Source organism: Pseudoalteromonas prydzensis, assembly GCF_011050055.1.
GTDB classification, from domain to species: domain Bacteria; phylum Pseudomonadota; class Gammaproteobacteria; order Enterobacterales; family Alteromonadaceae; genus Pseudoalteromonas; species Pseudoalteromonas prydzensis_A.
Window position 1 is genome coordinate 17,002 of the sequence record NZ_DRGM01000104.1, and the last position, 24,399, is coordinate 41,400.

Genomic DNA, 24,399 nt, shown 5'->3' on the forward strand with positions numbered 1-24,399 from the left:
CTAAGTAACTAAAACGTGTAGTTAATGCTGAGGTTATAATTACGCGGGTTGCCGTATTTATACTGGTTAAAAAATGCAATCTGACTGTAGTATTTTTCATCTAGCAGATTATCAATATTAAGTTGCACTTGGGTGTTGTCATTAATTTCGTAACGTGCCATCAGGTTCACCAATGAGTACGCTGCTTGCTCAATGTTTGCATCAACACCTAAACCATAAGTACTATCTTGCCAATTGATACCGCCACCAATTGTTAATGCGGGTAGTAGATCAATTAATTGATAAGTAGTGAATAGTTTAAACTGCTTACGCGGTTGTTCAGTATTAACTTTTGCACCTTGAGCATCTTCAGCTTTAAATTGCGAGTAACCTGCGTTAATGTTCCAGCCATCAACGGGTTGACCCACCACTTCAAATTCAAAACCTTCACTAACCGTGCCTTGCGCGGCGCGTTGTGCTTCGCTATTAACAGAGCCTGGAACAATATAACCTGGGTCAATTTGTGCTAAGTTGTCTTGATCAATACGAAATAGCGCAAAAGTGGTATGAAACATATCATCTAAGAAGGTACTTTTTAACCCGACTTCGTAGCTTTTACCTTCGACGGGATCTAAAAAGTCACCGTAACGGTCTTGCGCATTTTGTGGCTTAAATATTTCGGTGTAGCTGGCATAAACACGGTGCTGCTCGCTAACATCATATAAAGCCCCAGCGTAAGGAATAAACACATTATCATCACCAAAGTCTGTGACAGTGCCATAACTTTCGCCTTCTCGCTCCCAGCTCGCTAAACGGCCACCAGCAATCACTTTAAAGTTATCTGTTAACGATAAACGAGTGGCACCATAGTAACCGGTTTGCTTGGTATCCATGTCTTGGGCAACACTCGCTTGGTCTGACCACGTTGGTTCAGCAAAGCTGCCATCCCATTCAAAAAAGTTCCCCACTGCTGGCGCAGCTGATAGCGCGTCATAGGCATTTACCAGTGAAGATTGCTTACTGTACAACGCACCGAGTACAAATTCATGTTGCTGAGAAAACAGTGCATAATCACCTTTTAGCTGGATATCGAAACTATCTTGATCGCTCTCGCCATCACTTTTATAGGTTGAACTGCCTAAGCCTTCACCGGTTTGTTTATCAACCGTACCAAACAAGTACAATAAACGGGTTTGCTGTTTATAATTAATGCTGTTGTAGTTGGCAACAAATTGCCAACCATTATCGAATGAGTGATGTAAGTTAACAAATAAATTGGTGTTTTCAGTATCCCATTGCGTCCAATCAGCAGCGGTAGTTTTTGAACGATCCCAATCAGTTTGCGTACCATCACTATAGAAACTAGCGAGTGATCCCCAAATAGGCGAAGTCGGTGTGTTTTTTTGATAATTGCCGCCAATACGCAGCAATGTTTGCTCTGTTAAATCGGTTTCTAATACCCCGTATAACACCTTGCTTTCATTTTCATATAAATCAACATACGACTCACCTTCTTCGTATTTTGCAACAACCCGACCACGTACTGTGCCGGCATCGTTTAAGCCGCTCGCTAAATCTGCGGTCAATTCTTTGTTATTCCAACTGCCGATCGCCGCACTGACATTACCCGTAAAGTCAGTGCTATTGGCATGTTTTCGTACTAAGTTAATTGATGCTGATGGATCACCTGCACCAGTGAGCAAGCCGGTTGCACCACGAACAAATTCAACCCGTTCATAAATTGCCACGTCACTGATAGTCTCGCCTGAATCCGCCGCTAAACTCCATGAAATAGGCACACCATCTATTTGATAATTACTAATTTCAAAACCACGAGAGTTCAGGGTGTTTCTTACGTTATCAACTTCTTGTGATGACACCCCCACGGCATTGTTGACGGTATCAATAATTGTATCAAGGGCTTGATCTTGAATACGTTGCTTAGTGATGATGGTCACAGACTGAGGGGTTTCTCTGAGTGTTAAACCAAGCCCGGTTGCGGTATCAACAACCTCATTAACGGTATAAGAGCCGGTAACGGTAATTTTTTCAAGATTTTCATCTAGCACTTTTTTATTTTGCTCAGCAAATGCTGGTGCAACAGTTGTTGCTAAAGAAACAGCGGCAGCAAGAGGCAGCAATCGAAATGACTTATTCATTTTTTATAACATATCCTAATTATGACAAAGAAATAACACGAACGTTGCGTTGCGCAGTTGGGATTGTTGAGTTTTCATGACCAATAGCGTAATAGCACTCACTCTATTTTTACTAGGTATCTGTAAAAAGTGGCTACCTAGCAGAGCTGACTAGATGATACACACAAATACAAATGAAAACAAATGTCATTAAGCTTTTGCTATTGCTAAATATAGGTTTATTTATGTTTATGAAGTCAAAACTATTTTGCGGTTTTATAAACAACAAAGGTGAACCTAAGTTCACCTTAACTAAAACGACTAACTTTTTTCAGCTAATCGCTCGAATACTCGGTTTGTTGCGGTTTTATAGCTGTCGGTCATTTCTTCTGTGCAGGTAACCACTGATTCTAAATCGTGTAAGTGACCATTTGCTAACCCGTATACCCAACCATGAATACTCAATTCCTGATTGCGCTGCCAAGCTTCTTGCACAATATTGGTACGGCAAACATTGCGTACTTGCTCTATCACGTTTAATTCAACTAGGCTATTTAAGCGGTCTTTCTCGGGCAGTGCGTTGAGGCGAGCTAAATGCTTTTCTTTTACATCGCCAACATGACGTAACCAGTTGTCAATCAGGCCAAACTTAGCGTCATTAAGTACCGCTTGCACGCCACCACAGCCATAATGACCAACGACCATGATGTGTTTCACTTTTAACACTTCAACCGCGTATTGCATGACCGATAAACAGTTGTGGTCAGTATGCACGACTACATTAGCAACATTGCGGTGTACAAATAGCTCACCTGGCATTAAATCAACAATTTCGTTAGCCGGAACACGCGAGTCAGAACAACCGATCCATAAATATTCAGGATTTTGCTGCATTGATAGAATTTTAAAAAACTCAGGATCATTCTCGCTTGTGCGTGCCGCCCAACGTTTATTATTTTCAAATAAATTCTTTAACTTTCTCATTGCGCCTCTTATACGGTATTTAAAAAATTAGCTTGGATCAAAATATTGCGCGGTGTTAATTGTTTTTCGCAAAACGTCAGCACATTGACTTGATAACCTTGTTGTTGCAAATATAAAGCACGATCGAGCACAAGCCAAACCTCAATTGCCCTTCTAAACACATGACGGACCAGTTCAATACGCTCAGTTACTTTTTTGCGCATTTCCCCTTTAGCCAAAAAGTAATCATAATCAATACCTTGCGGTAACTCCAAGGCCTTTTTATCTGCAGCCCATGCACAAAAAGCTTTAAATGAATCTGAAAAAATGGCCTTGTTCACAGAAGGCACGCTGACATAACACTGCTCGCCAGTCAGTGTTTTTCTAAGAGCATCAAAACCCAATCGCCATTGCACTTCGGTTCTCCGCACTTTACCAACCCGAGTTGGTGCCGTAACGGTTTCCTGTAACGCGAGCTTTAAATCACGGTGGGTTAATTTTAACTTACTGTGCTGCGCAACATCGCTCATGGCTTGATAGTCGTTATCAGTGAATAAATGATAACAACACGGCGATAAGCTAATTTTTTGTGTTTGCGCGCTTACCGCACGACTCATAAAGGTTTGATGTAGTGCACCGCAAGCATGCAGTGCGACCGCATGTTGTGCGTGTTGAAAATACTTGGCTACATCGTCTTTAAGCACATCGGCTTGGCTAAAGTGCATAGCTAGCCCTTGTTGCTGGGCGCTTTGCTGGCCTTGCTCACAGAGATGTTGTTGCAACTCGATACTATGTACACTAGGCGCACTATTAAATGCCAACATGCGCCCCAGGTGCCCTTTACCTGCACACCATTCTAATACCGGCAAGCGCGAGTCTTCACCAAGCGCAGAGACAAAGTCTTGCAGTTGCGTAAACTTGCGACCCTTAATACCATTACTTAGCCAAAATGGATACTCGGCTCGAGTGGCTGTAGCGTGAGGTAACTCGCACAGAGCGGCTAGATCAGTGACTGCCGCAATATACGGGCTAAAAAATTGATACAGTGTATGCTGTTCGCTATCGAGCTCAGCAACTTGTTGGTCGCTCAAAGCCGTTAATGCTTGCTCTAATTCAGGCCAAGGTAGCTGATCAAAATCGAATGCGGTGCATTGCCAATAGTGACGAGTAGAAAATAATAATGTGTCGAGGGCTGCAAATTGCTCAGCAAGTGTCATAACAACTTAAGGGCAGAAAATAAATCGCAGTATAGCAGTTCTTACGGTGCAGTGCTCGGCGCTTTTAGGGGTATTTATAACAAGAAAAATAGCGCTTCATAATAAAGATAAAGCGCTATTTAAAGTTTTTAACTTATTGATTAGCGGCTTTATCCCTATCTACAGGCCCTTGCGTGGTTAAGAATTGTGTAAAACACGGATTCAGCGTTTCATCTTGCACGCTATACCCTAAGCGATTTAAGTGCTCGTTAAATACCTCATACTGATTTGGCTCAATGGCAAACCCAGCTAATACATTACCCATCGAACCACCATGGTTGCGATAATGAAATAAAGTAATATTCCAATTGCTGCCTAAGGTATCTAAAAAGCGCGCCAGTGCGCCTGGGTATTCAGGGAACTCAAAGCGTAATAACCGCTCATGGAGTTGCTCTGGCGCTTTGCCACCGACCATATAGCGCACGTGCAGTTTAGCGAGCTCATTATCCGATAAATCACAAAATTGGTAGCCATTAGTGGTCAACGCAGCTTTGAGTTCATCTAACTCTTGCTGACCTTGACGCAGCGCAATACCAACAAATATTTGCGCTTCACCGGGTCCTGCAAAGCGGTAATTAAATTCAGTGATTGCCCGCCCGCCTAATGAAGCACAAAACTGTTTAAAGCTGCCTTTCTGTTCATTAATGGTCACCGCAAATAACGCTTCGTTTTTCTCACCCAGTGCAGTGCGCTCGGCAACATAACGTAAGCGATCAAAGTTTAAATTAGCGCCGGATAAAATAGCCGCTAGATGCAATCCTTTTTGGCCAGTTTGCTGACACCATTTTTTCAGCCCCGCCGTTGCCAGCGCACCAGAAGGCTCTGCAATAGCGCGAGTTGAGACAAAAATATCTTGCATCGCAGCACAAATTTCATCGCCCGTTACGGTGACCACTTCATCACAAAATTTTTGCGCTAAGCGAAAGGTTTCTTCACCGATAATTTTAACCGCCACACCATCGGCAAAACTACCAACCCGTTCCAGCTCTACCGGTTTGCCCGCTTCAAGGGCAGCTTGTAAGCAGGCACTTTCGTCGGCTTCTACGCCAATCACTTTAATATCGGGGCGCAATGATTTGATATACACCGCCATACCAGCGAGTAAACCGCCGCCGCCAACCGGAATAAATACCGCATCGAGCTGGTTAAGTTGCTGCATTAGTTCACGAGCAACAGTGCCTTGACCTACAATCACATCTGGGTCATCAAAGGGTGGTACAAATACGCCATTGCGCTGTTCAGTCAGTTCTAGTGCATGCGCTTTAGCGGCATCAAAATGATGGCCATGTAATACCACTTCACCACCGAGTGCACGTACTGCACTGACTTTTATTTCAGGTGTAGTGACCGGCATGACGATAGTCGCTTGATGACCTAAATGTGAGGCGCTTAGCGCCACGCCTTGGGCATGATTACCAGCAGATGCGGTTATCACCACAGAACCTTTTGGTAACTTAGCCAGTTTGTTATAAGCACCCCGTAACTTAAATGAATAAACGGGCTGCTGATCTTCACGCTTTAACCACACTTGATTACCAAGGCGTGCACTGAGTTCAGCCATTTCGCTAACCTCAGTCACTTTTGCCAGTGGTTCCATATTGGCTTGGATAATAGCGCGAAAATAATCGAGCTCTTGAGAAACCATAATTAGCTAAGCTCCTCCAGTTTGGCTAGATCACGAACCGCGCCTTTATCGGCACTAGTTGCAAGTAGCGCATACGCTTTTAGCGCAGATGACACATAACGCTCACGGTTAAGCGGTTTATACGCTTGCTTACCGCGGGCTAGCTGCTTTTGCTTACGTGCTTCAAGCTCATCATCTGTTAGTGCTAACGTAATTTCACGAGTGGCAATGTCGATAATAATTTTATCGCCGTTTTCAACATAGGCAATGGCGCCGCCGCTGGCAGCTTCAGGTGAGACGTGACCAATTGATAAACCTGACGTACCACCCGAGAAGCGACCATCGGTGATCAAGGCACATTTTTCAGCCAAGCCTTTTGATTTTAAGTAACTGGTTGGGTAAAGCATTTCTTGCATACCTGGGCCGCCTTTAGGGCCTTCGTAGCGAATAACCACGATGTCACCGGCTTTTACTTCATCATTTAAGATACCTTCAACTGAATCATCTTGCGATTCATACACCACGGCGGTGCCTTCAAAGTGTAGCATTTCATCAACTACACCCGCACTTTTTACAATACAGCCATCAACCGCTAAGTTGCCCGATAATACCGCTAAGCCACCATCTTGGCGAAATGCATGTTCAACGCTTCGGATACAGCCATTTTCACGGTCATTGTCGCCTTCATCCCAACGGCACGATTGACTCATTGCTTTGGTGGTACGAATGCCTGCAGGGCCTGCACGATAAAACGTTTGTGCAGCTTCGTTGTTTGGATCAGTAGCATCCCATTTTTTAACCAGCTCAGCCATCGTCATACCGGCAACATGGTTTACCGACATATCAACTAAGCCCGCTTTACCCAGTTCGCGTATAATCGCCATCATGCCACCAGCACGGTGTACATCTTCAATATGGTATTGCGCAGTTGCAGGCGCTACTTTACACAGGAATGGTGTTTTACGAGATAACGCATCAATGTGCGACATATCAAAATCAACACCGGCTTCTTGCGCAGCTGCAAGTAAATGCAATACGGTATTTGACGAGCCACCCATAGCAATATCAACGACCATGGCATTCATAAAGGCTGTTTTATTGGCAATGGCGCGTGGTAGTACGTCTTTATTATCTTTTTGGTAATACTCACGACATAAATCAACAATGCGTGCACCGGCTTCAACATACAACTGTTTGCGGTCTTTATGAGTCGCAAGCGTAGTACCGTTACCCGGTAGTGCTAGGCCAATTGCCTCTAATAAACAGTTCATTGAATTGGCGGTAAACATACCAGAACATGAACCACAGGTTGGGCATGCTGAGCGTTCAACTTGCTCTGAATCAGCATCACTTACCGACTCATCTGCACCTTTTACCATTGCATCGACTAAATCAAGTTTGATATCGATATTGGCAAGCTTAGTTTTACCTGCTTCCATCGGGCCGCCTGACACAAAGATCACTGGAATATCTAAACGTAGTGCCGCAAGCATCATCCCAGGGGTGATTTTATCGCAGTTAGAAATACAGATCATCGCATCGGCGCAGTGACCATTAACCATGTATTCAACCGAGTCGGCGATTAAGTCGCGCGATGGTAATGAATACAACATACCGCCGTGGCCCATGGCGATGCCATCATCAATGGCGATGGTATTAAATTCTTTTGGCACACCACCGGCTTCGGTGATGGTTTCAGCCATGAGCTCACTAAGTTGATTAAGATGCACATGCCCCGGTACAAATTGTGTGAACGAGTTTACAACCGCAATAATTGGTTTACCAAAATCAGTATCTGTCATCCCTGTTGCACGCCATAATGCACGAGCACCTGCGCGCTTTCGACCTTCAGTTGTAGTTGCACTTCTTAATTTAGCCATAGTTACCTCAGTATTTTGCAGCGATTAATAAACCGCTGACATCCTCATTCTTAAATTTTTATCGCTAAAGGGAAATCCCAATAGCCCTGTTGATTTAGTTGCTACAGCAAACTACATTGCTTGCTGGTGTACATTCTCTAATGTGATATGCCTAACATCCACCAGCTTATTAAGCTGTGTAGTTAATAAATGAATCGGTTTATCACTATCGACTGTCATAGCTACTTGGTACTGGCCATCATCCATATTCAGTTGAAAATGGGTTAAATCAAAACCGCGATGACGAACTACGCGTAAAAAGCGCTCCACGGCAACACTTTGATTTTTTAAAGCAACTGTTAAGCTGTGTTTCATTTTGCACTCTCCGTCATCATTTCATCATTGGCAGCACCCGGTGGTACTAATGGCCATACGTTTTCTTTATCATCTATACATGCATGTACTATATAAGGACCGGTACTGTTAACCAATGCAGTGATAGCATCATCAACTTGGTTTGCATGAGTAATTGCTTGCCCAGGTATTCCAAACACCGCGGCTAATTGCACAAAGTCTGGGTTATCCGATAAATCAGTTTCAGAATAACGCCCTTCAAAAAACAATTCTTGCCATTGGCGAACCATACCCAAACGCTGGTTATCTAAAATTAATATTTTTACCGGTAAATTGTTACGACGAATCGTCGCTAATTCTTGAATATTCATCATGATTGAGCCATCACCTGAAACCGTGATCACAAAATCATTTGGTCGCGCAACTTGTGCACCTATCGCCGCAGGCAAACCAAAGCCCATAGTGCCCGCACCACCGCTACTTAAATGATTGCTTGGGTGGCTAAACTTCATATGCTGCGCTACCCACATTTGGTGTTGGCCTACATCACAACAAACCACGCCATTTTTCGGCATACGTTGGCTAAGCTGATTTAATAAATACGGTGCAAATACTTTTTCACCAGGGTAATCATAACGCCATGCATGTTCAGTCATCATCGCTTTGGTATGCGCTAACCAAGCTTGCTCAGTAACAAAACACTCAAGCTGAGGTAATGAACTTTTTAAGTCTGCAATCAACGAAGCTTTAGCCGGTTTACGTTTACCTACCTCTGCTGCATCGATATCTAAATGAATTACTTTTGCTTTGGCTGCAAACTTACTTAAGTTACCCGTTACCCGGTCGTCAAAGCGGGCACCTATACATACTAGTACATCACACTCTTGTACCGCTAAATTTGCAGCTTGGCCGCCATGCATGCCCAGCATGCCTAAATTATATTCGTAATCAGGTAATACACTGCCTAACGCTTTTAATGTTGATACTGCTGGCATTTGCGTTTTATCTAAAAACTGCATTAACTGCTGTTGGGCATCGGCCGCTTGTACACCGCCACCAACATAAGCCACTGGGCGTTTCGCTTCACTTAATAACTGATTAGCAATGGCGACTTGATTTAAATCTAACTGAGGTAAGTAATCGTCAGCTGCAAGCCAAGGATGAAAAGGCACTTGCGCCATTTGAATGTCTTTTGGGATATCAACTAAAACAGGACCCGGACGGCCACTTTGCGCCAAGTGCATGGCTTCTTGTAGGATTTCGGCTAAATCTTCAGGACGTTCAACCATATAACTGTGTTTAGTACACGACAATGACATGCCTAGTACATCGATTTCTTGAAACGCGTCAGAGCCGATTGCTGCAGTAGGTACTTGCCCGGTGATCGCCAGTAATGGTACTGAGTCCATCATCGCATCAGCAAGTGCGGTGATTAAGTTAGTCGCACCAGGCCCTGATGTTGCAAAACAGACTCCTAATTTACCGGTGCTACGCGCAAAGCCAACCGCCGCAAATCCTGCACCTTGCTCATGACGAGTGAGGTAGTGCTTAACTGGCGCACCATACAGCGCATCGTAAATTGGCATGATGGCCCCACCTGGGTAACCAAAAACTTCATTTACGCCGTGTTTGGCTAATAAATCAATCGTTAACTCTGCGCCTGTCATTAATAAATCCTCATTCCTCAGTGACATATCTAAACTTAATAACTCATTCTAAACCCTGAAACTAAAAAGCCCCCCGGACTGTTAAGTGCGGGGGGCTTTTTCAATGCTTCTCTTTTTTAAAGCACTAACAAGCCCCCGCGGTAATAATAATCACCACGACGTTAATTAGGACTAGGTTTAGTGCATTTGTAAGCATGTAATCAATACCAAAAATTTGTTTGTTCGCGTGAGGGTTATTTACTTCCCTCGCTGTCTTTTTCTATTAGTACCGCGATGAGGGGGTTAAGTCAACCTTAAAATCAATCCAATTTTCATATAAACACCAGCCTTTAAAGGCATAAAAATCCAACATAACCACACAAATAGATTAATTTTTCTCATATGCGAAACAATTGATATTTCATACCTCGTTATAACCAATTAGCGGTTTGATTAATTTTTGACGAACTCGCGATAAATTATTCTATTTAAATGCCACCACTCAGGAAATGCCTAGTTACTCTTCAGTATTTCTTAAGTTTCGGCTCATATCATCTGGCCACTAAGTTAGATATGAGTTGTTAATTTATGGTCGTCACTGAATTTCTCCGAGCGGGTTTGAAAAAGCGTTTTTATATTACCTGTAGTGCTAACGTATTTATTATCGCCCTTGCAAGTTACTACTGCTTAATTATTAATATTCCATTTATGCAAGGTGCCTTTACGGCCATCACCACCTTGCCGGCTTTTTCTTGGTTATTTTTACTCTCGGTGCCGTTACTACTACTGTGCTTGTTGATCATTTTTTTCTCTTTGTTGTCGAGCCGATGGTTACTCAAACCCGTAAATTACATCTTATTGCTGTGCTCTTGCTTAGTTTTATACGGCACTTTAAATTACGGAGTGGTGTTTGATTACTCAATGATCCAAAACACCTTTGAGACCGACAGCCAAGAAGCTATCAGCTATCTCAATCCACAATTTCTACTATTTTTCACCTTATTCGCCCTGCTGCCATTACTGATTTTAGTTAAAACCAAGGTACGGTTTGGCCCTGTTTCCCAAGAGATATTGAGCCGTAGTAAATTATTACTTGGCTGCTTTGCTTTAATCGCGGTTATTATCCTGAATTTTTATGCCGACTACGCAGCAACGGGACGTAACAATCAGCTGTTAAAAAAAGAGTTAATTCCGTTTCAATATTTAAGTAGTGGCTATAAGTATATTCGCGATCAATGGTTAGTGACTGCTGAGCCATTTCAAATACTCGATCCCACACCAACCCTAATTGCCCCCACACAAACACAAGTCACAGTAATTGTTGTTGGTGAAACAGCCCGTGCCGCTAATTTTGCATACCAAAGTTATAAGCGCGACACCAATCGTTACACGCGCCCTTTTAATGTGACCTACCTCAGTAATGTTGCCTCTTGTGGCACTGCAACAGCAGTATCTGTGCCTTGTATGTTTTCATTGCAACAGCACGAAAACTTTTCACGTAGTGAAGCTGACAATCAACAAAATATCCTCGATATCGCCCAACAAGCTGGCGCTGATGTGCTGTGGATAGACAATAACAGTGGTTGTAAGAATGCCTGCAACCGTATCGAAACTATTACTATTACCCCTGATAATTCAGCGCTGTGCACAAAAGAGCCTTGTTATGACGAAGCTTTACTCGCGCCGCTGAAACGTAAGCTCGCTAATTTGAGCCAAGCAAATACGGTAATTGTATTGCATATGATGGGATCCCATGGGCCTACTTATTTTCAGCGTTATCCCGAGCAGTTTAAACAATTCACTCCCACCTGTGATCGCAGCGATATTCAAAACTGTAGTTCTGAGCAACTAGTTAACACCTACGACAACACTATTGCCTACAGCGACTACGTCAACAGCCAAGTCCTTCAGCAACTTGCAGAGTTACCTGACAGCATAGACAAAAACTTTATTTATGTGTCAGATCACGGCGAATCTCTGGGTGAAAATGGCGCTTATTTACATGGTTTTCCATACAGTTTTGCCCCTTCAGAGCAAACTCATGTGCCCTTGTATATGTGGGCTGCAAAAAACAATCAACGCATCAATGAAAGCTGCTTACGCACACTCGATCTGCAACAAGCCAGCTCGCACGACAATATTTTTCACACTTTAGCCAATCTGATCGGCCTCAAAAGCAGCCGCTATGAAGCCTCTTTAGATTTACTAAGCACTTGTAAAGCAAACAATAACAAAGCGAATACTCACCATGAATAACTCAAAAACAGTACTCAAACGCCAAGGGCTGATGCGTCTTATATTCACCTTACGCCATACATTCAATGGCTTAAAATGGATGACCCGCTTTGAAGCGGCATTTCAGCAAGAACTTGCAGTATTTCTAGTGCTCGGCGTGTTTGCCTGGCTTCAGGATATTACTACTAGCAATAAGCTCATTTTAATTGCCAGTTTGCTATTTGTATTATTTGCCGAATTGGTAAATACCGCTGTTGAAGTGGTAGTTGATCGTATTAGCACAGAGCACCATGAGTTATCTGGCTTAGCTAAAGACATTGCCTCTGCTAGCGTATTTATCGCAATGCTGATTAGTGCTCTGATTTGGTGGGCTATCTTATGGGCATAACGCAACAACTCAGCCTACACCAATTAAAAACTAAACTTGGTCCATATTGGCTGTTACTGGCCTTTTTTAGCCTATCTCTTATGATGCTTACACTGGCTCGTTTTGGCTTAAGTGTGTGGCAAGGTGAGCGAGTATTTAGCTCTCATGCCTGGCTTAATATCTTTGTCGGTGGCTTACGTGTTGATATATCAACATTAAGTTATATTCTTATGCCCGCATTATTGTTGCTGATTGTAGCTTCCGTGTTGGGTAAACAAAATATGACTCGCACAGTAATAAAATACTACCTGCTGATAATGACCGCATTGCTGATCTTTTTTGAGGTGATCACCCCTACTTTTATCAGCGAATACGATCTACGTCCTAATCGATTGTTTATTGAGTATTTAATTTATCCTAAGGAAGTGTCAAAGATGATTTTTTCAGGCTATAAAACTGAAATCATCTGTACCTTCATCCTACTGGGGTTAGGTATCAAAGCCGCAGCAATGGTGTTTGCCTCTCAATGGCACAGCCGTACTCAACTATCACCCCTCAAGCATAGTGTATTGGTTATTTCGTTATTATGTTTAACGGTTTTAGGAGCACGTAATTCTTTTGGCCATCGCCCTTTAAACCCAGCGATGGTGGCATTTTCTACGGATCACCTACTTAATGATCTTAGCCTTAACTCTTTCTATAGCGTTGCTTTTGCTATTAAGCAGCTCAGTAATGAAAAATCTAGTCAGGACTTTTATGGCGCTTTGCCAGAAGACCAATTGCTAAGTACTGTACGCAAAAGTATGCTCCTGCAAAACGCAGTGTTTAATGATAGCAGCGCGCCAACAAAAACCTTTCGCCAAGCAACACACCACGGAAAAGCCAAAAACCTCGTCATTATATTGCAAGAGAGCTTAGGTGCCCGTTATGTTGGAGCATTGGGTGGCCTGCCATTAACGCCTAATATAGATAAACTTTATCAACAAGGTTGGGGGTTTGATAACTTATACGCGACGGGCACGCGTTCAGTGCGCGGTATTGAAGCGGTTATTACTGGGTTCACACCAACCCCTTCACGCGCAGTGGTAAAGCTCGATAAATCACAACGGGATTTCTTTACGATTGCCGATTTTCTTGCCAAGCAAAACTATCACACCCAATTTATCTACGGTGGTGAAAGTCATTTTGATAATATGCAAAGCTTCTTTTTAGGTAATGGTTTTCAAGAAATTGTTGATAGTGATGACTTTGCGAATATTGATTTTAACGGCTCTTGGGGCGCGTCAGATGAAGATTTATACACCCAAGCGGATATCGAGCTCACTAAACTACAACAACAAGGTAAACCGTTTTTCAGTTTAGTGTTTTCAAGCTCTAACCATAGCCCATATGAATTCCCTGATAATAAAATTGCCCTTTACGACAATGACAAACAAACTCGTAATAATGCAGCAAAATACGCAGATTATGCACTCGGTAGCTTTATCGAAAAGGCAAAAAAATCAACTTACTGGGACGACACCGTATTTATTGTTATTGCCGATCATGACTCACGAGTCTCCGGTGCGAGTTTAGTGCCTATTGACCACTTTCGGATTCCTGCGGTGATCTTTGGTAAAGACATTCCAGCAAAACGCGACCACCAGCTTGCCAGTCAACTTGATATTCCTGCCACCCTGTTATCATTGATCGGTGCCAGTGGCGAGCATCCAATGATTGGTCGCGATCTATCAAAGCCCATCGCTCCACAGCAACAACGTGCCATGATGCAATACGATAAAAACTTTGCGTACATTCAGGCAAATGGTGAACAAGGCAATAAGGTAGTAATTTTACAGCCACATAAAGCTGCTACAACTTATATCTATAATCAACATCAACTGATCCCATCAGCAAACGACGAAGCGCTTGTGCAAACAGCCCTTGGCCATGCTAATTTTGGTAATATAGCCTACCAAAACGGTTGGTATCATTAATTGCTAAGCCTTGCTAAAGTAGCAAGGCTTATGGTTTGTTATAAAGTAAACATCATGAAGATACTGATCATTGAAGATTCTGAACCACTTAGACGCAGCTTAGATGTAGGCCTCAATAATCTCGGTTTTACTGTCGATAGTAGCGGTGATGGCTCGCATGGTTTAAGCATGGCACTCAGCGGTGATTATGATCTAATTATTCTTGATTTAATGCTGCCAAGTGTCGATGGCATGAGCATACTCAAAGCACTACGCAGCACTTCAAGTCAAACTCGGGTGCTTATTTTGTCAGCACGCTCACAAGCACAAGATAAAATTTCAGGCTTAATGACAGGCGCTGATGATTACCTAACAAAACCGTTTTCATTTGAAGAATTACACGCTCGCGTATTAGCACTTTCTCGCCGTGGTCAGCTGCACAGCCAACAAAATACCTTATCAGTTGCTGATTGCGTATTAGATTTGAGCTTAAAAACGCTGCATTATCAACAGCAACCAGTCAACCTGACCCGTAATGAATATAAAATTATTGAGTGCTTGTTCAGCGCCAAAGGGCGAGTAATGGGGCTTGAAATGATCAGTGAAGCCGTTGTTGGCCAATTTGATATGCTCTCAAAGAACGCTCTCGAAGCACACATTTCCGCAGTCCGGAAAAAAGTGCGTCAACTCGGTGGCGAGCTACCTATCAAAAACAAACGTGGATTCGGTTATGTTGCCTCACAAGACTAAGCTCCATTCAATCAAACGTAAGCTGGTAAATAATATTACAGCTGTTATTTCACTGATCTTAGTTACTATTTTTTTAACGGTCGATCTAAGCGTCGACTCTTGGGTAGAAAACCAATTTAATCAATCATTAACTAACAAAGCTAATTATTTAAAAACCCTAGTAAAAGATCATGCTGGCAAGCTTGAATTTGATTTTGCTGGCGAATTTATGTCTGAATACGAGCAAGCCAATCCCAGCGAGTTTTATCAGCTTTGGCATGAACAACACACTTTTGAAAAGTCAGATTCGCTACAGCTCTACCCCGGTGTTGATTTGCCTAATATAGATATTGCCATTAATGAATTTAGAATTATTGATTACAGCTTGCCAAATGGCGAAGCTGGGCGTGCAATGATCAGCCATTTTATTGCCCAACAAGCAGACGACAATACAGCTGACAGTGGCCATTTTAATACCATGGTATTAACCATTGCCGCCCCAACCGCAGCACTGAATAAAGTGTTGATCATTATTGATGTAGTGTTTGTTCTTACCTGTATTATTGCAGTGTTTGGCGTGCGCTATTTAGTCACCCGCATAGTCAATCGCGGCCTGTATCCACTGAATAACCTAAACGAACAAATCAAACAGCTGGATATCACCGAAACAGCACAGATCATTAACAGTGATTTTAAAGTAGAAGAAATTGAGCCAATCCGTAATGAACTCAATAAATTTATTACTACTAATCAACAGCTTTACCAAAACGAAAAACGCCTCACCAGTGATATAGCCCATGAATTAAAAACACCGATTGCGGAACTAATTAGCCTTTCCGAAGTGGCGCTACGTTACCCCAATGACGAGCGAATTAGCGCCACTTATACCAGCGATATACTGGCTATTTCACAGCGCATGAAAACCATAGTTAATAACCTGCTTTTATTACAACGCGCGGGTAGCAGTGCCATTGAGCTGACTATTGAGAAGCTCAATTTAAGTGCTTTTATTAACAATATCAGTAATGAATTACAGTTTAAGCACCCTGATATTGAACAACGATTACAACTCGACATTGCCGAAGATTTGCTTGTTAACGTTGATAAGTTTTGCTTGCACACTATCTTATCTAACTTACTCGATAACGCATTATTTTATGGTGAACGCCAACACAGCGTTAATTTGCAGGTAACACAAGCCAGTGACAAAACAATAATTACACTTTGTAATGCCCTCGCAACACCATTAAGTGGGCAACAACTTGAAGCGATTTTTGATCCGCTCTATCAATTAGATAGCTCTCGAACCAATAACCAACGCCACGGCTTAGGATTGGCGATAGTAAAGAGTTTATGTAACCTAAATAACTTTACTATCAGAGCTGAGAATAAAGCAGATTCTCGTTTAGCATTAATTTTAACATTACCCAATTAAACATATTGGTTTAATATGGATGTATACCCAAACAATAAGGACAATTATGAATCTCACTCAGCGTATTAGCAGTTACTTTATTTTATCGCTTTTACTGTGTATTAGTTTTGCCAGTCATAGCGAACCGGGGCTTTGGAAAATCGAAAAAAATGGCGTTAACAGCTATTTATTTGGCACCGTACATGTGGGCGATGCCAGTATGAAAGGCCTGCCAGGGAAAGTCACCAAAGCCATTGATGCCAGTGATAAAGTGATTGTTGAAGTAGATATCAGTGCAATTAGCCCGATGGAAATGCAGCGCCGCTCTCTGCCATTTATGATGCTAAAAAACGGTAAAACCCTACAAAGCGAATTATCAGAGCAGAACTACGCCAAATTAAAAGAATACTTCAGCAAAAAGTCGATAGATATCGCAATGTTTAATAACCTAGCCCCGTGGGCGGTGATGGTAACCATGATGCAAATGGAATTTCAAAACGTGGGGTTTTCTGATCAAACCGGCATTGATAAACAAGTACTCGCCTACGCTAAAGAGAAAAAAATAGCGGTTGGTGAATTAGAAACCCTTGAGTATCAAATGGAAATGTTTAATCACCTCTCGTTATTAAGCAACGAGATGATTGAAGAAACGTTTGAACAGCTTGCCGACGTAGAAACCTACTTTATTACCTTAGTGGATGCGTGGAAAAATGGCGATATGGCTACGCTAACGAAGTACTACAATGAAAGCTTTGACGACAGCAACTATGGCGAGATCAGCGAACAAGTAATGCTTATTGAACGTAACAATAACTGGGTAAAAGAACTCACGCCACGCATCGGTAAAGAAAAGCTATTTATCGCCGTAGGCGCCCTGCACTTACCAGAGCAACACGGTTTATTAAAACAATTTAACGAGCAAGGTTTTACAGTAACTCGCCTGTGATCACTCGCCAATAAACAATTCACCCGCTTGGTTAGTAATAGCCAAGCGCCCCAGTTTTCTGCTCTTCCCTCATTTACTTCTCATTACCTTCTCTTTGTGCAAAAAAATTAGTGAATTATTCACAAAGAGGCTGAGGTTGGCATAGGCCGTGCTTTAGCGCGTCACTTTCAATAGCTAATAGATTCTCGCCATAAATGACGACCTACAGGATGAATAATCAGGCTTTGTGTCCCATGGATTCAGCTCAATGAATCTGTTGTTCTTCCCTCATTTACTGCTCATTCCCTTCTCTTTGTGCAAAAAATTTAGTGAATTATTCACACGCTCCCACAAAACCAGCGCTTGGCTAAGTGGCAAGATAATAGCTGGCTAAAACTAGCGAGGTACGAGAAAAAACCAACTGTTTTTTGCCCGTTTAATTGCCTTGATATATTTTTCATACCATAATCCAATATATATTGGTATTTAAAAGGTTTTACATTATGGCTAAGAATACAAGTGTAACATTAGGCGATCATTTCGATAATTTTATAAATCAGCAACTTAAATCAGGTCGTTATGGTTCAGCAAGTGAAGTGATACGTGCTGGTTTAAGAGCCCTAGAAGATCAGGAAATAAAAACAATGAATTTACGCAATATGCTAATTGACGGTGAAAACAGTGGCGTTGCAGATTACTCGTATGATTCTTTGATTTCAGAGCTGGACAAAGATAACCACTAATGTCGAAATTCGAATTATCAGGAAAAGCCAAAAGCGATTTAATAAAAATAGCCAAATATACTCAGTTAAATTGGGGTACAGCGCAAAGAAATGACTACTTAAAACTGTTAGATAGTACTTTTCATCAATTAGCCAACGAACCTATGCTGGGAATTAATTGCGATTACATAAGAGAGGGTTATCGAAAACAGCCTCAAGGTAGCCACGTAATTTATTATAAAAAACATAAAGCACAGCAAATTTTAATCGTGAGAATATTACATAAAAGTATGGATGTTCACCGCGCGCTCTGAAAAATATAACGAGCCTGTAGCATCACTCGTTTTTAATGTATTTTTATTGATGGTTCAACCATAGCCGAGTTGCTATTTTGCTTAAATCGTTTGATGATATTCGTGTTGGATTATCGATTATTTAAGCATGCTAATACTAAGCGTTAAGCTCCCCTCATTTACTTCTCATTCCCTTCTCTTTGTGCAAAATAAATTTAGTGAATTATTCACAAAGAGGTTAAGAGACGCTGCGCTTTAGAGAAATATACAAAAGAAGTATGAGCCACTGCTGCGCCAATAGCGTAAGGACACTGAAATTATAAAAATGGGCGCCTGTTTCCTTTAGAAGTCAATATCAACTCCATCACCTTTACCGCCTAATAAGCCTCTAAATACCCCCCCTAGTATCCTAAGCAACCAGATTATAAGCTCAATAGGAAACTCAACTATAAGTTCAAGCTTGTCAATTATAGAGCTTTCTGAAACACGCTTACCGCGCTTTTTGCTTGGCCAAACAAGGTAAGTAAAAAGATAAAAGACAAAACCTGCAAACAAGTATGCCCAGTCAAAATGGACAATTAGCATCCCCACTATCAAAAACGTGCCGGCGATAAATCCCAACGTCGCGACGGCTATCCTTATAGATTCCATAGTTAATTAACCTCTCTAGGCTCTAAAATGAAATGACATCCACTTGATTTTTTCATTTAAGATTATGACCAAAAAGCTGACGAGTTTACACAATATACTTTTCAACAATACTTATTTACAGAAAAATTAGTCACAAAGAGATTAGGTAACTAGATCCTGAGATGGGCGTAGGTCGTGCTTTAGCGCGTCAATTCCAATAACTAAAGCTGTCGCCATAAATGACGACCTACATGAGCGCGGCGGATAGCACTTGTAGGCGAGTGACTTGCAAGCGTGAATGCCATCCCATTGTCGCGAGGTAAACTCTGCTACCCGCGCAATTAAAATTTATTCGCAAAGAGGTTAAGAGACGCAGCGCTTTAGAGGAATATATTGGTGACTACTGCGCTAATAACATAAGGATTATCGCATAGCGCTAATATATATTTGCCGTAAGTTACTTACTTAACAGCCGTATCGAAAAATGAAGTAACGAGTTTATTGATTGATTTAAATTTGACCACCACTGGATGCAAACGGCCAAAAAGAACTAATGACTATCAACCACAACCTACGGCGGTAAATTTAACGCCGAGCTGCTCTGGTTTTTTCCTAGCGCCTAGCACCTAAAACCTAGAACCTTTTCCTTATCTAAAATCTGCCATATCTAAATAGTGCTCTATCCCGGTAATTTTATCTTTCGCATGATGATTGACATAAATCACTGTGCTACTGCCGGCAGCGCATATTTTTTCGATTAACAGTAAAACACGCTGTCGATTTGCTTCATCAAGCCCTAAACATGGCTCGTCTAGAATTAATAATGTTGGGTGTTTTACCATGGCGCGGGCAATCAATAGCATGCGTTGATCACCAAAAGACAGTTGCGTAAACGGGGTGTTTTTTAACTCGCTTAAACCTAACAGCGCTAACCATTGCATGGCAATATCAAGCTGCATTTGAGTTGCTTGTTGATACAAACCAATGCTGTCGTAAAAGCCCGATACTATGGTGTTGAGTGCTGAAATACTGACTCTATACTCCATATGCAAGGCATTGGAAATATAGCCGATGTACTGTTTTATTTGCCAAATACTCTCGCCACTGCCACGCTGAAAACCAAACACCTTAATATCATTGTTATAGCACTGGGGATTATCGCCAGTTATTAAATTAAGTAGGCAGGTTTTGCCAGAACCATTTTTACCACTGAGCTGCCAATGCTGTCGTGCTTTGATTGTCCAATTTAAGTGGCTAAAAATAACCTTGCCACTGTAACTGACCATAGCATTTCGCAATCTTACTAACTCAGGCTCATTAAACTCTGGGGCACTGTGTGCCACGTCTTTGTTAGGGATGGTTAAATCCGTATGCTCTAAGTGTAATAGTTTGAATAAATCATCACGCTGTTTGTTATCAGGAGTAGCGAGCTGATGCTGTAACTCTCCGGCACTCACATAGCCATAATGGCTGACAAAGGCTGGGATTTCGTCTAAACGATTAAGTACAAAGACCATGCTCATACTGGTGCTTAAATCTGCCAATATGGCGTTTAATAGTTCAGTACTTTCAACATCTAAACCGTCAAACGGTTCATCAAGCACAATCAATTCGGGGCGATTACTTAATGCTTTAATTAACATCAGCTTGCGTGTTTCCCCTGTGGAGAGTGCGCGCAAACGTTGCTTAAGCAATGGCGCAAAAGCAAACCCTGTAATTAACTGTTGGCATAGTTGCTCGTCAAAATATGGGCTTGATTGCTGATAAATTAACTCAGATATCAATTTAGGGCTGGTTTTACCATCGCTGATGTCGTCTTGATCCGCTAATAATTCGGCGGCAATTAATTGCTTTTGCAGATCTGAAGAGACGATTTCGGTACGCTCAAAATCACAGCTTCGCGTACCACTGACAATATTAGCTTGATCAAGTAATGCTGCTGTTATGGCTGATTTTCCTGCTCCGTTGCCGCCAAGCAGCAGCCAATGCTGAGCGCTTTCAACCTGCCACGTTAGCTTGCTTACTACAAAACTGGCTCGCTCATCGTTGCCCAGACTGGCAGTAACATTATTGAGTTTAATTGACTTCACAGCGGTTCCTTTTAGCCCACAGAGTTTAATTTAATTTGAAAGTACATGACTTTAATTAGTATGGCTATAGAATAAAATTCACGCGGTTTAAACCTTTTTTAATCTGCCAACGTCTAACCTATAAAACCATCAACAACGAGTAAAAAAATGAACACAGCAAGCATAACTACCTTAGCCAGCGTTTTATTAACCTGTAGCGCATTTGCCCAAGCAGAGCATAAAATTGAGCATACCTTTGACATCAGCGGGCAGCAAAAACTAACCATTGACGTGCCCGTTGGCAGCCTAGAACTGAGCACTAACAAAAGCAATCAGGTCACTGTATCTATTGAACTAAAAGCTAAAAATAATAGTTTCTTTAGTGATGATGTCGCACTTGAAGAGATCACCTTAAAACATCAACAAAGCAGCGATAAGTTGAGCCTGTCGATTGCTGAGGATGATGTTCAACAAACTTGGTTAGTAAGTATGCCGGAGGCTATGGCGATAGATTTAGCACTGGGTGTTGGCGATATTGAAGTGAATAAGTTTGCTAACTCTGCGGCAATTGACGTTGGTGTAGGCGCGGTTCGCATCAGCAGTGCATTAGCCGATTATCAATCGATCACGCTTGATAGTGGTGTAGGTGATACCAAGATCTCGGGAATGAAAAATGATGCTAAGCATAGCCGTAAAATAGTCAGCTCAACCAGTAAATACCGCGGTGATGGCCAGCACACTATTAACATTGAAGTTGGTGTAGGCGATATAAAAGTCCGCCACTAAATTTTTAGCGATTAGAGTGCAAACCATAAATGTTATACACAAGTATGATGACGTTAACCATTTAGCCTTGGGGCTGCGAGCAACGAGCTTGAAAAAGCGCATGACTCGCAGCTTGCAGCGTTACCTATTCTCTAAACGATTATAATCAAATAAGCCGTATTCTACGCCACGATATTGCTTTGCAACGCGATGCAAAATATCACTGTATTGCCAAAACTGTGGATGCGTACGACGAATAGCAAATTGACTTTTCAATGCGCTGTAGTCGGCTTCAATCTGCATCATAGGCAATTGCTCTGCAAATGATGCAAGCTGTTGCGGGTTGTGCAAATACCAAATAGCTTCCGGGTAATCACCAATAAAGCCCGGCACGATAGTGACGGTATCTTCTGCATAAGCCCGCTGCCCTTCTTCGTTTAATAGGCTGGAAATATTATAGTGCGCATTATGGTGGATCAAGGTATAGGCTTGGTGCTCTTTGTCACCATCTTTGACTAACACATAAGATATTTGCGGCAATAAGTTAACGGCCTTGGCAGGCATGTTATTTAACTGCTGTAGCGGCTCTGGCACTTGCCTATAATCATAGCGTTGGCTAAGAACAGGCTTAAGAGTTTGTTTAATTAAACCATATAGCTCATGTTGATGATCTTGAGTTTGGTATTCCACGCCAGTTGGTTGGCTAAAGCTTTCGCCACTTTTAAAGAATTCAGTAAGACTGGTTGGTGATTTGCGATACCAATTTGCTTTTAATTCTTGGCGCTGTTGTTTTGGCAATAAAGCTAAAAAGTTTTGCTCACCTTCTAGCCGTAAAAAGTCCATATATAAGCGCGTAATTAGCTGATGACCAATATTGCCATACACATCAAAGCCCGCCACCAACAGGTAATGTATACGCTCAAACAGTGCGTAGTCTAATACCCACATGGTTTTTGGCTCTTGGCCTATAAACCCTTTAACGACTGTTGCGCTATCAAAATGGCGAAATATCGTCAGTGCCGCGTTATCGTTAACACCTTCACCACGCCATAGCACGTCAGTTGTGAGGTTTTCACCGTTTTTAAACATACGATTCGCCAAGTCTACCTTAGCTTTTAGGTAAGTGCTTTGCCGCTTAGAATATTTTACCCAGCTAGAAATAGGTAAAGCATTGCTTTCTTCCGCTGCAGGCAATGCAAGTGCATCTTCATGCTGCATTAGCATTTGCCCTACTTCTGGTGTTGCGGCTTTATCAGGATCAGCGAACGCCACCCAAAAATGATCATTAATAACATTTAAGGCAATTTGACCACGGCATACAGGCCCTTTGATAAAGCCCATGATAATTAATTCTGCTTCATCAAGCATAAATTGATATTTAGATTTCGTTGGAATTGCCGCAAAAGATTTAAACGGGTTAGATGCAACATCAACGGTATAGCTCGGCATTTTTTCAACCGTGTAATCCGCGGCAATAAACTGCTGGTATAAACGAGCCAGTTTAGTATCGTCTAGCGCCAGTGGTAGGTGTGTTTTTGCCAAGATGGTTGATCTATCGTGCATCAAACGGTAGTACACACGCTCTACTTTCGGGTCATCGTACGGGCGACGGGTATTAATTAATTTGATCTCTTGCCCTGGTGGTGTACTTGAACGCACGAGTTTGAAGAAGCTTTTTTCACCATCTTGGGCAAAGTAAATATGCGCCAGATACCAATGTTCAAATATATAGCGTGCAGCTAGCTGGTGCTTTAAACCATCTTGATTTAAAAAGCTTTCCCAACGCTGAGCTTGGGCTGTTACGGCTTTACTTGGCGGTTTAATATGTGCCATTTTACCACCGCTTTTAAGCCATTTTTCTAGGTGCTTAAATTCAGTCCGTGAAATACCGGGTAATCCGTAAGGCATACCTGCATGCGGTTGACTATCTGCAAAGCGGTCAAACTCGCCCATGCTGGTACAGCTTTGTTCGCGATCCAGTGAAAAATCAAATTCATCATCAAGAATGTCATCTTCTGGTAAAGGCGAGCTCAATTTCAGTACTAAGCTGTTATACAGTACACTACCAGCCAGATTAGCTTGCTCCGACTGCTCTCGCTCATTTAGCACTGGTTTAAAACCTTTTTCGCGCCATTGCTCGGTTTGCGTGGCATCAAACAATAACCGACTCGGTGTTGAGGCTAACAAACGGGTGCCGTCATACACTAGCTCTTTACTTAAACCACGGTCGATCCCTTCTGGCGATGACAATTTAAGTTGGCATGGTGCATCGTAACAACCATGGCACACAACACAGCGGCTTTCTAGCACCGGTTGCACATGCTGTAAAAACTCGGCACCGCTACCAGTAGTATGCTCAACGATGCGTTGTTGTGTTTGTTCTGGCCCAAAAAGTTGATTGTAATGGGCAGCGCCTAAGTAAGCGCAGCCGCTGAGCACAATAATAAATACACTCAGCAAAAAAGACTTTTTCATC

Annotated in this window: 19 protein-coding genes; 9 read left to right on the top strand and 10 right to left on the bottom strand. The window is 42.1% G+C overall.

The annotated features are described in order from the left end of the window. Nucleotides 1-8: 8 nt before the first annotated feature. From ENH88_RS09685 to ilvG, 7 genes are all read right to left on the bottom strand, one after another. Complete coding sequence (locus ENH88_RS09685) at nucleotides 9-2,138, bottom strand: TonB-dependent siderophore receptor (protein ID WP_304182057.1); 2,130 nt, start codon at nucleotides 2,136-2,138, stop codon at nucleotides 9-11. A gap of 300 nt (nucleotides 2,139-2,438) precedes the next feature. Next, the gene (gene can, locus ENH88_RS09690) at nucleotides 2,439-3,101 is read right to left on the bottom strand and encodes a carbonate dehydratase (RefSeq protein ID WP_304182059.1); all 663 of its coding nucleotides are present in this window, start codon (nucleotides 3,099-3,101) and stop codon (nucleotides 2,439-2,441) included. A gap of 8 nt (nucleotides 3,102-3,109) precedes the next feature. Then, nucleotides 3,110-4,297 (bottom strand): methyltransferase, encoded by a 1,188-nt coding sequence (locus ENH88_RS09695; RefSeq protein ID WP_304182061.1) that lies wholly within the window; start codon nucleotides 4,295-4,297, stop codon nucleotides 3,110-3,112. Nucleotides 4,298-4,430: 133 nt separating this feature from the next. After that, a complete protein-coding gene (ilvA, locus tag ENH88_RS09700) occupies nucleotides 4,431-5,981 on the bottom strand; it encodes a threonine ammonia-lyase, biosynthetic (RefSeq protein WP_304182063.1) in 1,551 nt (516 codons plus the stop codon). A gap of 2 nt (nucleotides 5,982-5,983) precedes the next feature. Continuing rightward, entirely contained in the window at nucleotides 5,984-7,840 is a 1,857-nt protein-coding gene (ilvD, locus tag ENH88_RS09705; RefSeq protein WP_064667332.1) for a dihydroxy-acid dehydratase, read from the bottom strand. A gap of 111 nt (nucleotides 7,841-7,951) precedes the next feature. Then, a complete protein-coding gene (gene ilvM, locus ENH88_RS09710) occupies nucleotides 7,952-8,194 on the bottom strand; it encodes an acetolactate synthase 2 small subunit (RefSeq protein ID WP_304182064.1) in 243 nt (80 codons plus the stop codon). Further along, nucleotides 8,191-9,840: an acetolactate synthase 2 catalytic subunit gene (gene ilvG, locus ENH88_RS09715; protein ID WP_064667330.1), complete on the bottom strand. Its 1,650-nt coding sequence runs from the start codon at nucleotides 9,838-9,840 to the stop codon at nucleotides 8,191-8,193. Before ilvG ends, ilvM begins: the two co-directional genes overlap by 4 nt. Nucleotides 9,841-10,407: 567 nt before the next feature. Here ilvG and ENH88_RS09720 point away from each other — a divergent pair. The 8 genes from ENH88_RS09720 (at nucleotide 10,408) to ENH88_RS09755 (ending at nucleotide 18,480) form a co-directional block, all read left to right on the top strand. After that, entirely contained in the window at nucleotides 10,408-12,075 is a 1,668-nt protein-coding gene (locus ENH88_RS09720; RefSeq protein WP_304182065.1) for a phosphoethanolamine transferase, read from the top strand. After that, the gene (locus tag ENH88_RS09725) at nucleotides 12,068-12,442 is read left to right on the top strand and encodes a diacylglycerol kinase (RefSeq protein ID WP_192541313.1); all 375 of its coding nucleotides are present in this window, start codon (nucleotides 12,068-12,070) and stop codon (nucleotides 12,440-12,442) included. The genes ENH88_RS09720 and ENH88_RS09725 overlap by 8 nt, the downstream gene beginning before the upstream one ends. Then, nucleotides 12,433-14,397 (top strand): LTA synthase family protein, encoded by a 1,965-nt coding sequence (locus ENH88_RS09730; RefSeq protein ID WP_304182068.1) that lies wholly within the window; start codon nucleotides 12,433-12,435, stop codon nucleotides 14,395-14,397. The genes ENH88_RS09725 and ENH88_RS09730 overlap by 10 nt, the downstream gene beginning before the upstream one ends. 54 nt (nucleotides 14,398-14,451) lie before the next feature. Beyond that, nucleotides 14,452-15,126 carry a response regulator transcription factor gene (locus tag ENH88_RS09735; RefSeq protein WP_304182070.1) on the top strand — a complete coding sequence of 225 codons (675 nt, stop codon included), beginning with the start codon at nucleotides 14,452-14,454 and terminating at the stop codon, nucleotides 15,124-15,126. After that, entirely contained in the window at nucleotides 15,107-16,540 is a 1,434-nt protein-coding gene (locus ENH88_RS09740; RefSeq protein WP_304182071.1) for a sensor histidine kinase, read from the top strand. Before ENH88_RS09735 ends, ENH88_RS09740 begins: the two co-directional genes overlap by 20 nt. Before the next feature lie 46 nt (nucleotides 16,541-16,586). Then, nucleotides 16,587-17,465, top strand: coding sequence for a TraB/GumN family protein (locus ENH88_RS09745; RefSeq protein ID WP_283709569.1), 879 nt, complete (start codon nucleotides 16,587-16,589; stop codon nucleotides 17,463-17,465). A gap of 482 nt (nucleotides 17,466-17,947) precedes the next feature. Beyond that, complete coding sequence (locus ENH88_RS09750) at nucleotides 17,948-18,187, top strand: type II toxin-antitoxin system ParD family antitoxin (protein ID WP_283709570.1); 240 nt, start codon at nucleotides 17,948-17,950, stop codon at nucleotides 18,185-18,187. Beyond that, the gene (locus tag ENH88_RS09755) at nucleotides 18,187-18,480 is read left to right on the top strand and encodes a type II toxin-antitoxin system RelE/ParE family toxin (RefSeq protein ID WP_064667323.1); all 294 of its coding nucleotides are present in this window, start codon (nucleotides 18,187-18,189) and stop codon (nucleotides 18,478-18,480) included. The genes ENH88_RS09750 and ENH88_RS09755 overlap by 1 nt, the downstream gene beginning before the upstream one ends. 321 nt (nucleotides 18,481-18,801) lie before the next feature. Here the strand turns inward: ENH88_RS09755 and ENH88_RS09760 are convergent, their stop codons facing one another. Both ENH88_RS09760 and ENH88_RS09765 read right to left on the bottom strand, forming a co-directional pair. Beyond that, nucleotides 18,802-19,110: a hypothetical protein gene (locus ENH88_RS09760; RefSeq protein ID WP_283709571.1), complete on the bottom strand. Its 309-nt coding sequence runs from the start codon at nucleotides 19,108-19,110 to the stop codon at nucleotides 18,802-18,804. A 626-nt stretch (nucleotides 19,111-19,736) separates the two neighbouring features. Further along, the gene (locus tag ENH88_RS09765) at nucleotides 19,737-21,179 is read right to left on the bottom strand and encodes an ATP-binding cassette domain-containing protein (protein WP_304182076.1); all 1,443 of its coding nucleotides are present in this window, start codon (nucleotides 21,177-21,179) and stop codon (nucleotides 19,737-19,739) included. 147 nt (nucleotides 21,180-21,326) lie between these two features. On the opposite strand from ENH88_RS09765, the gene ENH88_RS09770 reads away from it, so the two are divergent. Next, a complete protein-coding gene (locus tag ENH88_RS09770) occupies nucleotides 21,327-21,944 on the top strand; it encodes a hypothetical protein (RefSeq protein ID WP_304182078.1) in 618 nt (205 codons plus the stop codon). A 120-nt stretch (nucleotides 21,945-22,064) separates the two neighbouring features. Here the strand turns inward: ENH88_RS09770 and ENH88_RS09775 are convergent, their stop codons facing one another. Then, nucleotides 22,065-24,398, bottom strand: coding sequence for a fatty acid cis/trans isomerase (locus tag ENH88_RS09775; RefSeq protein ID WP_304182080.1), 2,334 nt, complete (start codon nucleotides 24,396-24,398; stop codon nucleotides 22,065-22,067). Nucleotide 24,399 lies beyond the last annotated feature (1 nt).